Annotated in this window: 15 protein-coding genes; 3 read left to right on the top strand and 12 right to left on the bottom strand. The window is 65.6% G+C overall.

Going from position 1 to position 13,378, the window contains the following annotated elements; translation table 11 throughout:
- Nucleotides 1–70: 70 nt before the first annotated feature.
- The gene (locus QOC76_RS26500) at nt 71–838 is read right to left on the bottom strand and encodes a hypothetical protein (protein ID WP_526362065.1); all 768 of its coding nucleotides are present in this window, start codon (nt 836–838) and stop codon (nt 71–73) included.
- Nucleotides 839–970: 132 nt separating this feature from the next.
- The gene (locus QOC76_RS26495) at nt 971–1,123 is read right to left on the bottom strand and encodes a hypothetical protein (protein ID WP_526362063.1); all 153 of its coding nucleotides are present in this window, start codon (nt 1,121–1,123) and stop codon (nt 971–973) included.
- Nucleotides 1,124–1,236: 113 nt separating this feature from the next.
- Between QOC76_RS26495 and QOC76_RS26490 the strand changes: the two genes are divergently transcribed.
- Nucleotides 1,237–2,529, top strand: a complete 1,293-nt coding sequence (locus QOC76_RS26490) for an adenylate/guanylate cyclase domain-containing protein (protein ID WP_526362061.1) — start codon at nt 1,237–1,239, stop codon at nt 2,527–2,529.
- On the opposite strand, the gene QOC76_RS26485 is transcribed toward QOC76_RS26490, so the two are convergent.
- The 8 genes from QOC76_RS26485 to QOC76_RS26450 all read right to left on the bottom strand — a co-directional run bounded on the left by QOC76_RS26485 (nt 2,516) and on the right by QOC76_RS26450 (nt 9,822).
- Nucleotides 2,516–2,968: an SRPBCC family protein gene (locus QOC76_RS26485; protein ID WP_526362059.1), complete on the bottom strand. Its 453-nt coding sequence runs from the start codon at nt 2,966–2,968 to the stop codon at nt 2,516–2,518. The genes QOC76_RS26490 and QOC76_RS26485 overlap by 14 nt on opposite strands.
- Nucleotides 2,969–3,003: 35 nt before the next feature.
- Nucleotides 3,004–3,489, bottom strand: coding sequence for a Dps family protein (locus QOC76_RS26480; RefSeq protein ID WP_526362057.1), 486 nt, complete (start codon nt 3,487–3,489; stop codon nt 3,004–3,006).
- A 56-nt stretch (nt 3,490–3,545) separates the two neighbouring features.
- A complete protein-coding gene (locus tag QOC76_RS26475; RefSeq protein ID WP_526362055.1) occupies nt 3,546–5,387 on the bottom strand; it encodes a DUF2339 domain-containing protein in 1,842 nt (613 codons plus the stop codon).
- A 69-nt stretch (nt 5,388–5,456) separates the two neighbouring features.
- Nucleotides 5,457–6,107 carry a response regulator transcription factor gene (locus QOC76_RS26470; protein ID WP_526362053.1) on the bottom strand — a complete coding sequence of 217 codons (651 nt, stop codon included), beginning with the start codon at nt 6,105–6,107 and terminating at the stop codon, nt 5,457–5,459.
- A complete protein-coding gene (gene macS / locus QOC76_RS26465; RefSeq protein ID WP_526362051.1) occupies nt 6,080–7,207 on the bottom strand; it encodes a MacS family sensor histidine kinase in 1,128 nt (375 codons plus the stop codon). Before macS ends, QOC76_RS26470 begins: the two co-directional genes overlap by 28 nt.
- 5 nt (nt 7,208–7,212) lie before the next feature.
- Nucleotides 7,213–7,965, bottom strand: a complete 753-nt coding sequence (locus QOC76_RS26460) for an amino acid ABC transporter ATP-binding protein (RefSeq protein WP_526362135.1) — start codon at nt 7,963–7,965, stop codon at nt 7,213–7,215.
- Nucleotides 7,966–7,970: 5 nt separating this feature from the next.
- Nucleotides 7,971–8,918, bottom strand: coding sequence for an amino acid ABC transporter permease (locus tag QOC76_RS26455; protein ID WP_526362049.1), 948 nt, complete (start codon nt 8,916–8,918; stop codon nt 7,971–7,973).
- A gap of 13 nt (nt 8,919–8,931) precedes the next feature.
- On the bottom strand, nt 8,932–9,822 hold the full coding sequence (locus QOC76_RS26450; RefSeq protein WP_526362047.1) for an ABC transporter substrate-binding protein: 891 nt from the start codon (nt 9,820–9,822) through the stop codon (nt 8,932–8,934).
- A gap of 193 nt (nt 9,823–10,015) precedes the next feature.
- Between QOC76_RS26450 and QOC76_RS26445 the strand changes: the two genes are divergently transcribed.
- Both QOC76_RS26445 and QOC76_RS26440 read left to right on the top strand, forming a co-directional pair.
- Nucleotides 10,016–10,630, top strand: coding sequence for an HdeD family acid-resistance protein (locus QOC76_RS26445; RefSeq protein WP_526362045.1), 615 nt, complete (start codon nt 10,016–10,018; stop codon nt 10,628–10,630).
- Nucleotides 10,627–11,151, top strand: coding sequence for a DUF4190 domain-containing protein (locus QOC76_RS26440; RefSeq protein ID WP_526362043.1), 525 nt, complete (start codon nt 10,627–10,629; stop codon nt 11,149–11,151). The genes QOC76_RS26445 and QOC76_RS26440 overlap by 4 nt, the downstream gene beginning before the upstream one ends.
- On the opposite strand, the gene QOC76_RS26435 is transcribed toward QOC76_RS26440, so the two are convergent.
- Complete coding sequence (locus QOC76_RS26435) at nt 11,123–12,496, bottom strand: phosphatidylglycerol lysyltransferase domain-containing protein (protein ID WP_526362041.1); 1,374 nt, start codon at nt 12,494–12,496, stop codon at nt 11,123–11,125. The genes QOC76_RS26440 and QOC76_RS26435 overlap by 29 nt on opposite strands.
- Nucleotides 12,496–13,371, bottom strand: a complete 876-nt coding sequence (locus tag QOC76_RS26430) for an acyl-CoA thioesterase II (RefSeq protein WP_526362133.1) — start codon at nt 13,369–13,371, stop codon at nt 12,496–12,498. The genes QOC76_RS26435 and QOC76_RS26430 overlap by 1 nt, the downstream gene beginning before the upstream one ends.
- Nucleotides 13,372–13,378 lie beyond the last annotated feature (7 nt).

Below are 13,378 nucleotides of genomic sequence, written 5' to 3'. Positions count from 1 at the left end.
TCCTACCGTGTGAGACACCTCGAAACGCCGCAGAGACATACCCAAAAACCGGGTAGGACTAAACCAGGTCCTACAGCAAGACGCTCGTCGGCACAGGGGCGAGCAATGCTCGCTTCAGGGCCCTGGCCTGGCGGTAGCCCGCGAATGCGCCGATGAGTGTGAACCCCGCAATGCCCGCCACCCCCGGCAGTGCTTCCGCGAACAGATCGCTGACGGTCGCTGCCCTGAGGTGGTCCGCGTACCCGGCCCGGTACGAGTCGGAGATTCGGGCTATGCCTGAATGGCGCGACGCGAGTGGATCTTTCGTTTGCGGCGCCGTTGGAGACGGAGCCGGTGGCGCGGCGGGCGCAGGCTGGCCCTCCGGTTCCGGTGAGACCGGCGCCGGCGCGGCCAAACCGATGGCGACAGGCGCTTGACGCAATGTCGGCGGCACGAAGGCGGGGGCGACGGCTCGCGGAACTCCGCGGATCACGATGCTGCGGGTCACCGGAGCAGATGACACGCGGGGAAGATTTGCGGCCCGACCCGTGATGTTGGTGCGGGGCACTCCGACTGCGCCGCCGCCGGCGCTCTCGGCGACACCGACGTTCTCGGGGACGCCCACGGCCGAGCGGAGTTCGGCGCTTGCAGGGACGTCGACGTTCTCTGGCAGGCTGCCGACCTTCGCAGTCGGCGCTGCTGCATCCGCGACCCCGGCTGTCCGCGTTGTTTGTGCGCTCACCTCGGACCCAGGCCGCGGATGGTGCAGATCGGATTTGTCGTCGTCGCCGCAGAAATCGAACCCGAAGAGGTCGGCATGTGCGACCGCGGGGCCGACGACGCCCGGCCCGACGACCATCGCGCACGAGGCAAACGCACAACCGATTGCCGCGCTACGGATCCACCACCGGTCCAAAGCTAGCCCCCACGATCAGCCAACGGTTCCGGGCAACCTTACAACGCCGCACTGAATTGTCGCATCCGTTATTGCTCAGCCTGCGCCTGCGCCCTGCTGGCGGCGGTCCCACTCCGCCATCACGTCGCTTGCAGTGGACTTGGTCAGCAAACTGCCAGTGACGAACACCAAGCCAGAAGCCGGGCCCACGCAGATCGGTTCGTTGGCGAAGATGTCGCCCCACGGCACGGCTCACCGGCAGGCGCATGGATTCGGCGCAGAACCGTCATGAGCTGTGGTTGGCCCTGCGCGCTCGCGACATGGCCGGGCTTTCGGCCGACCCCGCGAAGTAGGCTTTTGCCATGACGCGCAGGGCGCGCTCGGTTTGCATGCCTGAGCTGGCACTGAAGACTTCGGTGCCGGCCCGGACTCAGCACTACGCCGAAAGCGTCGCCAGCCGGTTCCGCGTGCTCAAGATCGCGACGTGGATCGCCGCGGCCATCAGCGTCGCGTTCGCCATCTTCCAATTGCTGCTCGGCGGCCCGGCGTGGTGGGTGGGGCTGCTCAACCTGATGTTCGGGGCGGCTTTCCTGACGGTGCCGCTGCTGTACCGGTTCGGTGAACTGATCGCACCACTGACGTTCTTCGTCTTCGCATACCTGTCCGTCGGATACATCTGTTACACGATCGGAACGGGCTCGGGCCTGCAGTTCTATTTCCTGGTGGCGGCCACCCTCGTCGTACTGGTCTTCGGGATCGAGCGCATCGTGCTGGCGTCGATGATCGCGGCCTTCGGCGCGGCAGGCGTCATCGCGCTCGAGCTCCTCGTTCCCAACGACAGGCATCTCGGTCCGCCATGGACGCTCACGGTCGGTTTCGTCAGCTCCGTCATCGGATCGGCGGTCATGGTGATGGCGACGGTGTGGTTCGCGTTGCGTGAGATCGACCGCGCCGAGAAGGCGATGGAAGCCGAGTACCAGCGTTCAGAGTCGTTGCTGGCCAATATCCTGCCGGCGTCCATCGCGAGCAGGCTCAAGGACCCGACGCGCAACATCATCGCCGACAAGTACGACGACGCCTCGATCCTGTTCGCTGATATCGCCGGATACACCAAACGGGCCAGCGATACCGCGCCGACCGAGCTGGTGCGGTTCTTGGACACGCTGTACACCGACCTCGACGCCCTCGTCGATAGGCACGGTCTGGAGAAGATCAAAACCAGCGGCGACTCGTACATGGTGGTCAGCGGAGTGCCGCAACCGCGGCCAGATCACGTCCAGGCCATTGCGTGCCTTGCCCTCGACATGGCAGAAGCGGTCGCTGACCTGAAGGACGCGCAGGGCCGGGCGGTGCCGCTGCGCATCGGGTTGGCCACCGGCCCGGTCGTGGCGGGGGTTGTCGGCGCGCGCAAGTTCTTCTACGACGTGTGGGGTGACGCGGTGAACATCGCATCGCGCATGGAGTCAACGGACGTCGAAGGCCGAATTCAACTTCCGCAGTCGATGTATGAACGACTGAAGAACGACTACGTGCTCGAGGAGCGCGGAGTCGTCGACGTCAAGGGCAAGGGCCCAATGCACACCTGGTATCTGGTCGGCAGACGCAACGGGCACACCTCGCATGCGGCCGAATTGCAGTCGGTCAGCGGTCCCTGACTTCTGACGGTTTCCGCCGTTCGGCTATTGCGGCGAGCCGCCGCAGCGTCTCGCGGTTGCGTGGCCAGGCAGCCATATCCGACAGCCGGCTTGGCAACACGGCCCCAAGCCCGCTGACCGGAAACTCCTCCATCTCGACCCGGCACCCGTCGGGTATGTCGCTGAGCCGCAGGATGACTCGGGCCTCTCCAAGTGGGCGGCCCTTGGCGCGCAGAACCAGTTCCTCAAGCGGAACGCTTTTCTCGACGACCGTCTCATCGTTGATCAAAAACGGCCACACGCCGACTGAATGCAAGATCCTCGAGCCGGGCGCGGGCCAGTTCGGATCTACCGCGCGCATCCGGCTGTTGCCGACGACCCACTGGGAGTACGTCCAGCCGTCGGCCAAAATGTCCCACACCTGCCGGCGCGACGCGTGAATGTCTCGTGTCACTGTCACGCGCGTGGGATACCCGCTGCGTCGGTGACAAACGCCTAAACCTTGCGGTTCTCCGACTTGATCAGCCAGGCCAGCTTCTCCAGGCCGTCGATGAGCTGATGCAGGATGTCGGCGGTGCTTGGATCCTCGCCGTCGACCTCGTCGTGCACCGTGCGCAGCGTGTCGACTGTTGCGTAGATCCGGGCGGTAATGAGGTCCACGACCTCGCCGGTGCTGTGCTCGTAGGCCGGAAACTGCGGCAGCGAGGTGCCTGCGACCACCGTGTCGGAGCGGCCGTCGGGGATCGCGTCGAGCGCACGCATCCGCTCGGCGATGGTGTCGCTGGCTTCGCGCGCGAAGTCCACGAGTTCGTCGAGCTGCAGATGGAGGTCCCGGAAGTTGGTCCCGACGACATTCCAGTGCGCCTGCTTGCCCTGGAGATGGAGCTCGACGAGGTCAACCAGCACGCGCTGCAGATCGTCGCTGAGCTGGGTGGACGCTTGAAAGTTCTGGATTTCGGCTTCGGTTCGACGTGTACTCATGATTGGTTCAACGCCTCCTTAATTTGGAATGACTCCAGAATAGCCTGTGGCAGATGTCACACCTGCTGCTGGTCCTGTGCGGCGAGCAGCCGCGCATATCCGGCGCCCATGCCGAGCAGAACCAGCCCGACGACAATGAAGACGGCGACCCGGAACATGCCGTCGAGCGTGCCGAGGTCGAACAGGAACAGCTTGGCCATCGACCCGGCCACCAGCGCCATGCCCCCCGCTATGGGCAGCGACCGGTCATCTCGGGGCCGCCGGGCGGCGTAGACGAAGAGAGCAGCGGCCATCGCGATCCAGCAGATGGTCGCGGCCATGTGGCCTGCGAAGAATCCACCGCTCTGACCGCCGGCCAACACTCCGGCGGTGACGGTGAAGGTGGTCACCGAATACACCACCGTCACCGCAAGCGCCGCCAATAGAGCGCGGACCGCATCGATGTCGAGCACTCCCCGACCGATCCACGACCAGATGATCGCGGCGACGGCGGTGACCAGCAGGACGCTGGAAATCAATATGGCAACCGAATCCGGTGTCGACAGCAGCGTGGCACGCACCAACGCGGTCGGCGGTGCGTAGCTGAGGTACAGAAGTCCGCCGACGACAGCGAAGCCGACGGCGACCACGCGCGCCACACCGTCCCGGCGCCCGGCGACGGCGACCACGACGGCCATCGCCAACAGCACCGGCGTGGCGACCTCTCCCTGGAAGGCGACCGTCACCGCGATCAAGGCCGACACCGCCGACGACGCCGACCAGATCTGCCGGACGGTCTTCGAGACGCCGGGCAGGCGGTCGCCGACGAGCACGATCGCGAGCAGGCCCGCCGCCAAACCGGCCGCCATCAACGCGGCGACGGTCGGCGCGAGCGCCACCGACGCGCACAGCACCGGGAACACGCCGGCGATGGTGAGCAGTGCCATCGCGACGCGGTTGCCGGTCGACGGCAGCAGAAGCAGCGCTCCGGCGACGGCAAGCACCGCGGCTACCCCGCATCCACCGGCCAGCCAGGCGTCGTTGCCGTCACCGAATCGTGCCGCGACCAAAGCGATCAGAAGCGGAAACGTCGGCGCCGTGATACGGGCCGCATGCAGCCAGATCCAATCCTTGCCAAGCTGTACGAGCAGCGAAGCGGCCGAGATGGCGAGCATGAATGCGATCAACAGCATCGTGATGCCGTCGGTGACGACCGGTGCAAGCACGATCAGCGGGACCAACACGAGCAGACCGAGGTGCTGGGAGTCCCAGCGGCGGGCCAGCATGAGGCCACCTCCACCGATCAGGGCCGCTATCACCAGCCCGACGGGGGCCGACACCCAGCCGTAGATGGTGGTGACCGCGATGACGTCCATGTACGCGGCGGCGACGCCGGTCGCGGCCAGTGCGATGGCACCGACCCGGCCGCCGGGGCGGCCGTTCAGCCGAGCCGCTACGGCCACGAGCGCCCCGGCGAGGAACGCGCCTGCGCCAACGCGGATTTCGGGACGCAGGATGCCGGCCTGGGCGGCGAGCACGAGCAACAGCACAACGCCGATGAGCGTGACCGCGACGCCCGCGACAGCGAGAACCTTGCCGATCCAGTTCGCGTCGCGTGGCGGCTTGGGGGCCCGCGGCGGGGATGGCGGCTGGGTGAGTGGGGGCGCAGGAGCAGCAGGTGGCGGAGCAGGCCACTGCGGCGGAGGCGGCGCGTACACCGCGGCGGGCGGCGCATACGGCGCAGGGATGAGCATCGGCGGCGGCGGCGCCGGTAGCGGCGCGGGCTGCCGAACGGTGGGACGTTCGGCCAGCACGCGGTCCAATTCGGTCATGTCGGCAGAAAGCTTGGCGAACTGTTCGGACATTGCGGCGAAATCGGCCGAGAGCCGGGAAACGACGGCGTGATGCGGTGCGGTCATGGCGCCATCGTCGCAACGACCCCGTGGCCTGCGGATGAGTAGGACTACCTGATTCCGCGGGCCAACCGCCTATTCGTCGAGGCCGTGTTCGATTGCGTAGCGCGCAAGTTCGACGCGGTTGGCGACCTGTAGCTTGCGGAATGTCGCCTGCACGTGGTTCTCCACGGTGCGGTGGCTCAGCGACAGGCGCGCGGCTATCTGCTTGGCGGTCAAGCCCTTGGCCACGTGGCGCAGGATCTCGGTTTCCCGCTCGGTGAGACTCGGCGCGGACGGGTCGGGACCCTGGGCGATTCGTCGGTACTCCCCCAGCACCAAGCCGGCCAGGCCCGGGGTGAACACGGCACGGCCCTCGGCCGTCGCCCGCACAGCGTCACCGAGTTCGGCCTTTGAGGCGCTCTTCACCAGATATCCAGTGGCACCGGCCTTTACGGCCTCCAACACGTCGTCGCGTTCGTCGGATGCGGATAGCACCAGGATCTTCGACGACGGCGATACGGTGAGCACCTCGGCGGTCGCCTGTGCGCCGTCACCGTCGGGCAGGCGCATGTCCATCACGATGACGTTCGGTTGCACGATTGACGCCCGCCTTCGCGCCGACGCCACCCCGTCGGCGGTCGCCACCACGTTGAATCCGTCATCGGCGAGGTCGCGGGCCACCGCATCGCGCCAGATCGGATGGTCGTCGACCACCATCACCGTCGGGGTATCGTCAGTTCCCATTCCGTCCCGCATCCCGGCCCGGTGTTCAACTTCGCGCTGCCACCCAGCCATTTCATCCGTCCCACAATCGATTTGGCGATTCCGAACCTGCCCTCACCGATGGCTTCCTCGAGCCGACCGTCCGCGATCCCGACGCCGTCGTCGCGGATGCTCACGGTGACCGTCTCGCCGAGATCCTCCAACAGCACGTAGGCCCTTGCGTCTGGTCCCGCGTGGGCCGCCGCGTTGTCGAGCGCATTTCCCGCAGCGGCTGACAGTTCCTCGGCAACGGCCGCCTCCAGTAGGACCGGATCGGCGGGCACACTGACCGACACCCGGTCCGATGCCCGTTGCCGCAGCAGAGCGCCGATGTCGGTCATCTCACCGACTCGCGGTTCGGCGTCCGCGCTGCTGACCAGGCGTCGCAACGCACGCTCCTGCTCCCCCGCCAACTCGGCCAGTTCTGCTGTCTCACCGCCGATCTCGCGACCACGGCGGGAGACGAGCGCAAGTACCTGGATGGCGCCGTCATGCACCTGCCGGGACAGCCGGTCCCTCTCTTCGGTCCTTGCCGCCAGCTTGGCGGCCCGCTCCAGATCGGCGTGGGCTCGCCGCGCCGTCTGGGCGGCCATCCCGACACCCAGCCCAACCGCGAGTTCGATGACCACCGTGGCATTACGGCCGAGGTCGTAGTTCAGCACGCCCTTCGCCATCGTGCTGGCCGCGACAACCACCAAGCCACCGAGCATTCCGTAGATCGGACCGAACAGGATGGCCGCGGAGATCGTCGCGTTGGTGGCCCACAGTGTGGTCGGCCACGACTGGTTGTTCAGCGCCCACTGCTCGGAAGCGACGAAGCCGGTGGACAACATCAGCGCGACCACGATCGCCAGTTCGGCCAGCACCCAGACGGGCCGACGGCCGAAGCCCTTCAGGTAGGCGACCCCGCAGGCGATACTCCAGCCCATCAGCACTGCGAACAGCAGCCATCCGATCGCGGGCCGGTCGAGGTCGTCGTTGACCGCGACCTGAAAGCCAAGCGCGTAGATGCAACTGAGCAACCTGAACACCTGAGCCGCCCGCCACAGCGGGGTGACCGGGTCCGGTGCGCTTGCCGGCATCAGACCTAAAGCACCTTGGACAGAAACGCCTTCGTCCGCTCGTGTTGCGGATTGGCGAGCACATCGCGTGGCGGCCCGCTTTCCACGACCACCCCTTCGTCCATGAACACGAGTTGGTTGGCCACCTCGCGGGCGAAGCCCATCTCGTGGGTGACCACCACCATCGTCATGCCCTCGGAGGCAAGCTTTTTCATCACCGCAAGCACCTCGCCGACCAACTCGGGATCAAGCGCCGAGGTCGGCTCGTCGAACAGCATCAGCTTGGGGCTCATCGCAAGCGCCCTGGCGATCGCGACGCGCTGCTGCTGGCCGCCCGACAGCTGCGCTGGATAGGCGTGCGCCTTCTCCGAGAGCCCGACCTGTTCCAGCAGATCCTTACCCCGCGCCACCGCTTCGGCCTTCTTGACGCCCTTGACGTGGATAGGTGCCTCGATGACATTCCCCAATGCGGTTCGATGCGGGAATAGGTTGAAGTGCTGAAACACCATGCCGATTTCGCGTCGCTGCTTGGCCGCGACGCGGGGCGAGATCTCGTACAGCTTGGCACCGCCGTCGCGGTAGCCGATCAAGTCGCCGTCGACATGCAGGCGGCCCGCGTTGACCTGCTCGAGATGGTTGATGCAGCGCAGAAACGTCGACTTGCCCGAGCCGGACGGCCCGACCATGCACATCACCTCGCCCCTGCCGACCTCGAGCGTGATGCCCTTGAGCACCTGCAGGGCGCCGAAACTCTTACAGACCTGTTCGGCCTTCACCATCGGTGTCACGCGCCCTCACCGCCTCCTCCTGGCGCTCCGGTTCCCTGCGCCTTGGCCAGCACCTCGAGTTGCTTATTCGTCAGCTTGCGCGATGCGCCACGCGAGTAGTACCGCTCCAGGTAGTACTGGCCGACCATCAGGATGCTGGTGACAACCAGGTACCAGAACGCCGCCACCAGCAGAAGGGGAACCGGCTCGAACTCGCGGGCGGCGATCTCGCGGGAGGTGATGCCGTACAGGTCAAGGGTGAACGGCACTGCGGTGACCAGTGATGTGGTCTTCAGCATGCTGATGACTTCGTTGCCGGTGGGCGGGATGATCACCCGCATCGCCTGTGGAAGCACGGTCCGGCGCATCGCCATCCCCCACGACATGCCAAGTGCCGTCGACGCCTCGAGCTGGCCCTCCGGCACGGAACTGATTCCGGCACGGATGATTTCGGCCATGTAGGCGGCCTCGTTGAGCGCCAGTCCGAGGATCGCCAACAGAAACGGTATTGATAGCGACTGCAGATTGAGCTGAAAGAACGTGGGCCCGAACGGCACACCGAGCTTGATGTTCGCGTAGATCGTCGGGATCAGCCCCCAGAACACCAGCTGTACGTATATCGGGGTGCCGCGGAAGATCCACAGGTACACCCACGACACCGATTTGAAGACCGGATTCGGTGACAACCGCATCACTGCCAGGAGCACGCCGAGCGCGATCGCCAGCACCATCGAGTAGAGGGTGAGCTGCAGAGTGTTGACCAATCCGATCCGCAGCACCCGCTCGTTGAAGACGTACTCCGCGAAGACGTGCCATCGGTAGGCGTCGTTGGTGGCCGCGCCGTAGAGGAACAGGGCGACGAGGATGACGATGACGACCGCCGCCACCCACCGCCACGGATGACGCAGTGGAACAGCATCGATCGCAGCTGGGGCGGTGGTTGGCGGCGTGTCGACATCAGTCATTGGAGGATCCCAACTAGCTGATCGCGCCGTTGATCACCGGCTTGTCGATCATCACTTTCTCGACGCCCCAGTTGGTCGCGATCTCCTTGTATTTGCCGGACTCGATCAGATGCTCGAGAGCCTGCTTCAGCGACTGAGCAAGGGGGGAGCCCTTCTTCACCGGCCAACCGTACGGCGCGGCATCAGTGATCTCACCGGCCTGTGTCAGCTTGCCGTTGCTCTGCTTGATCGCGTACAGGGTCACCGGGGAGTCCGCCGACATCGCGTCGGCCTGACCAAGTATCACGGCGTTGGTCGCCGCGTCCTGGCCGTCGAACGAAACGATCTGAATCGCAGGCTTACCCGCGTCGGTGCACGCCTTGCTCTTGGCAGGCAGCTCGTCGGTCTCCTCGGTCGTTGTCGCCTGCACGGCCACCTTCTTGCCACAGGCGTTGTTCGGGTCGATGAGGTTGTCGGGACGCTGCGCCCACAGGATTCCCGCCGAGCCGTAGGTGACGAAATCGACGGTCTGCTCACGCTCCTTGGTGTCGGTGAACGACGACATGCCGACATTGAAGGTGTTGCCCTGGATCGACGGGATGATCTTGGCGAAGTCGGCCTCGCGGTATTCCGGTGTCAGGCCGAGCGTTGCGGCGACCGCGTTCATCAGATCGACGTCGAAGCCGACGATCTTGCCGCTGGGATCCTTGAACTCGTTTGGCGTATAAGGAATGTTGACACCGACGATCAGTTTCCCGGACGACTTGATGTCCTCGGGCACGGTGTTGGCGATCGAATCAACTTTCTCGGCGCTCACCGCCGAGGTCGCGCTCGTCGACTCGCTCGACTTGGAATCGCCGCCAGCCGAACAGCCTGAAACGGCGAGGGTGGCGCTGGCAGCAATTACGGCTGCGATGCGACACATCGTCCCCCGACGGATTTCACGTCCACCTAACACGGTTGCCTCTACTTTCTGCATTGGGCAGTTAACGTACGGAAGGTTAACGGCGACGACGGCGTTGCGCCGCGCTTCCGCTTATTGTGCTGTCGGGCCGAATTTCCCGCGCGTTGCGTGCAAAGTCTTATCTGCGCGGTAAGCGCTGTGAAACACTTCGGTCATGACTACCGAAGCGCCTCCGGCCCTGTTGCCACACCTCTGGAAGTCGGCGTTGTTGTCCGGGCTCTTGGCGGTGATCCTCGGCGTCCTCGTGCTTGCGTGGCCCGGGAAGTCGATACTGGTCGCCGCCATCTTGTTCGGCGCGTATCTGCTGGTGACGGGCATCTCGCAGGTCATCATGGCGTTCGCCCTGCATGTGACGGCCAGTGGCAGGGTGCTGCTGTTCATCAGCGGTGCCGCGGCGCTGATCCTCGCCGTGCTCGCATTTCGCCATTTCGGCGAGGGCTACGCGGTTTTGCTGCTGGCGATCTGGATCGGCGTCGGGTTCATCTTTCGTGGTGTCGCGACGACGGTGGCCGCCGTGAGCGATCCCGCCCTGCCCGCCAGAGGGTGGAACATCTTCATCGGCGTCATCAGCCTCATCGCCGGCGTCGTGGTGATCGCCTCACCGTTCGAATCGATCGTCACCCTGGCCCTCGTCGTCGGCGTCTGGCTGATCGTGATCGGAGTATTCGAGGTCGTGTCGGCGTTCGGCATCCGCAAGGCCGCCAAGTCGGTCTCTGCACGCACCGCACCGGCAGAACCGACGGCGCCCGCCGAGCCATCGGCATCATGAGCGAGCCGCAGCCGCCGCAATACCCTCAATACCCTCAATACCCGCAGTACCCGCCGCCGCCGAGCCCCGGTGGCGGGTATCCGGGCGGGTATCCGCCGCCGCCCCAGCCGTATGCGGGATACGCCCCGCCGCCCCCCGCGCCGAAGAACGGGCTCGGGGTCGCCGCGCTGGTCGTTGCGATCGTCGCGCTCATCTCCGTCGTCGGCGGGGTGTTGCTCGGCATCGTCGCGGTCATCCTCGGGGTCCTGGGCTGGCAGCGCGCCAGACGCGGCGAAGCCACCAACGGCGGCATCGCGATCGCAGGCATCGTGCTCGGCATTCTCAGCATCATCGAGGCACTCGTCGTCATTGCGCTTTCGGTGTGGGTTTTCAACCAAGTCGGTGGTACCGACTACATGGACTGCCTCTCGAGGGCCGGTTCGGACCAGCAAGCCGTTCAGAAATGCGTCGACCAGTTCCAGAACCGCGTCGAAGACCAGTTCAGCGTCACGATCACGACGCCTGCTGCACCGACGCCCTAGTCAGGTGCCGTCGCCTCGGGACGAACTCGAGCGACAGCAACACGATAAGCAGCGGAATCACCTGGGTGAGCGTCGCCATCACGTACCGCCGGTCGCCGAGCGCGTGAAACTTTCGTAGATAGCGGTACAGCGACTCCAGCGCGATCAGCGCGTCGCCCAGATGGACCAGGGTGTAGACGAGCCTGCTGGGCAGATCACGGTCTGTGTCGGTGAAGATCTCTGGGAACGCGGCGAAGGCGAGCGACAACCGTTGCGCCCCTTGCTGTCTGGCGTTCGCGATCATGTCGACCGACAGCCGCTCGTCGATTCCGTTGGGGGCTTCACGGCGTCGCCACGGCACGTCAAGGGTCACCTCGGCGCCGCCGCCTGCGGTGGCGTAGCGGTGGAACCCCTGCACGCGGCCGGCTTTGTCCCGCGCGATGATCAGCGCGACACCGGGGTACCTGCCCTCGAGTGTCCCGTCGAGCGACATCGAGAACCCGCGCTCGGTGCGGGCACCGCTCGGCGACGCCAGGATCACATCGGTGAGTTCGGCGAGCAGAACGTCATTGAGGGCTTGCTCGTCGACGACTTCGGTGGTGACGCCGACGTTGTTGGTGCGCTGCACGGCCTGGCGGAGATTGCGGTACTTCCGCCCGACCATGTCGAACGTCGCCACGTCGATGATCACGTCGCGCCCTATGGGCACAGGCGTCAGCTTCCGGGGAAGCACGGCCGGGTTCGACCACAGGTCCACTCGCTGATGGCTGCAGCCCAGCACGGCGATGCGCCAGCCTCTGGTGCTGCACATCGCAGCGAAATCGACGACCAGCGCGGCGAATTGGGCGTCCTCACCGATCGGGTCGCCGCTGACCACCGCGAAACCGAGCCGGGTTCGATAGGCGATCGCGGCGCCGCCGTCGGCGCTGAAGTGGTAGCACTTGGACGCCTGCATCGCGAACGGCGCCAGCGGATCGCCAGTCGTCGTGTTCACCAACGCGAAGATCCGCGGCAGATCGGCCGGATTCGGGCGCGCCGATGTCGGCGACATCAGCACCACCGCGGAAGCCACCAGCGCCAAGTTGCCGAGCAAATCGAAGGCGAGAAACATCGCCGCGGTTCCCGCAATGCACACCACCATCGCCGCGGTGGCGTGCCCCGCCGTGACCGGCCTGCCTAGGAAGATGCCCCGCGCGATCAGCACGACAGCCGTCAGGATAGTCATTGACCAGGACGTTTCTTTGTGCACTAGGATCAGCCAGCCGAGCAGGCTGAGCACCGCGAGCGCGCTGATCCAGCGGGCTGCCTGCGAATCGACGTGGACGACGACCCGCTCGCGAGCCCGTAGACCGGCTGCTACCTTCATCACTTTGCTTCCGGGAAGTACTTGATGATTCCTTCCTGAACCACGGTAGCCACGATTTGGCCCGATTGGTCGAAGAAATGCCCCGTTCCCAAGCCGCGTGAATCGGCCGCGACGGGCGAAGAGGTCGAATACAGAACCCACTCGTCGAACCGGAATGGCCGGTGAAACCACACCGAGTGGTTGACGGTGGCAGCGAAGATGCGGTCGTAGCCCCACGACAAGCCGTGGGTGGTGATGATCGAGTCGAGCACCGTGGTGTCCGAAGAGTAGATCAGCGCCGCCGAATGCAGCACCGGGTCTTCCGGCATCGGCCCGTCGGCCTTGAGCCACACACGGTTGTGACCGAGCCGTTCTCCCTTGTTGCGCATCACCCAGGCCGGGTCGTTGGTGTAACGCCATTCGATCGGCCTGAGTGCCTCCACGAAGTGCGGCACCGTCTTCTCGTAGCCGACGAGGAGGTCGTCGATCTTGGGCAGTGACAACGGATCTGGTACGTCCGGGCACTCGATGCCGTGCTCGAGTCCGCGCCCGCCGTCAACGAACGAGATGATCGCCGTGGTCAGCAGTTCGCCGTCCTGCACGACGTCGACGCGGCGGTTGGCGAAGCGACGTTCGTCGCGCAGCCGTACGACGTGGAACTCGAGATCCTTCGCCGGGTCGCCGCCCGCGATGAAGTGTGCGGAAACCGCGCCGGGCGGCAGGTCGCGGTCCAGGGTTCGGCTGGCCGCCACAAACGCCTGCGCCAACATCTGGCCACCGAATGTGCGGGGTGGGTTCTTACTCGGATGCGACCCGACGAACATACCGTCGAACGAGCCGTCGTCGACGCGGTTGAGGTCGAGTACCGCCAGCAACTCCTCGAAATCGCTCAGCAGCACTGCT

It is taken from the genome of Mycobacterium sp. (assembly GCF_032159565.1).
Taxonomy (GTDB): domain Bacteria; phylum Actinomycetota; class Actinomycetes; order Mycobacteriales; family Mycobacteriaceae; genus Mycobacterium.
Note: the sequence above shows the minus strand (reverse complement) of the source record. Positions and strands in the feature narration are given on the sequence as shown.

What these genes read in the sequence shown, in the direction of transcription:
- QOC76_RS26500 (WP_526362065.1), bottom strand. Translation starts at nt 838, where the DNA reads ATGGTCGTCGGGCCGGGCGTCGTCGGCCCCGCGGTCGCACATGCCGAC.
- QOC76_RS26490 (WP_526362061.1), top strand. Translation starts at nt 1,237, where the DNA reads ATGACGCGCAGGGCGCGCTCGGTTTGCATGCCTGAGCTGGCACTGAAG.
- QOC76_RS26480 (WP_526362057.1), bottom strand. Translation starts at nt 3,489, where the DNA reads ATGAGTACACGTCGAACCGAAGCCGAAATCCAGAACTTTCAAGCGTCC.
- QOC76_RS26475 (WP_526362055.1), bottom strand. Translation starts at nt 5,387, where the DNA reads ATGACCGCACCGCATCACGCCGTCGTTTCCCGGCTCTCGGCCGATTTC.
- QOC76_RS26470 (WP_526362053.1), bottom strand. Translation starts at nt 6,107, where the DNA reads ATGGGAACTGACGATACCCCGACGGTGATGGTGGTCGACGACCATCCG.
- macS (WP_526362051.1), bottom strand. Translation starts at nt 7,207, where the DNA reads ATGCCGGCAAGCGCACCGGACCCGGTCACCCCGCTGTGGCGGGCGGCT.
- QOC76_RS26460 (WP_526362135.1), bottom strand. Translation starts at nt 7,965, where the DNA reads ATGGTGAAGGCCGAACAGGTCTGTAAGAGTTTCGGCGCCCTGCAGGTG.
- QOC76_RS26455 (WP_526362049.1), bottom strand. Translation starts at nt 8,918, where the DNA reads ATGACTGATGTCGACACGCCGCCAACCACCGCCCCAGCTGCGATCGAT.
- QOC76_RS26450 (WP_526362047.1), bottom strand. Translation starts at nt 9,822, where the DNA reads ATGTGTCGCATCGCAGCCGTAATTGCTGCCAGCGCCACCCTCGCCGTT.
- QOC76_RS26445 (WP_526362045.1), top strand. Translation starts at nt 10,016, where the DNA reads ATGACTACCGAAGCGCCTCCGGCCCTGTTGCCACACCTCTGGAAGTCG.
- QOC76_RS26440 (WP_526362043.1), top strand. Translation starts at nt 10,627, where the DNA reads ATGAGCGAGCCGCAGCCGCCGCAATACCCTCAATACCCTCAATACCCG.
- QOC76_RS26435 (WP_526362041.1), bottom strand. Translation starts at nt 12,496, where the DNA reads ATGAAGGTAGCAGCCGGTCTACGGGCTCGCGAGCGGGTCGTCGTCCAC.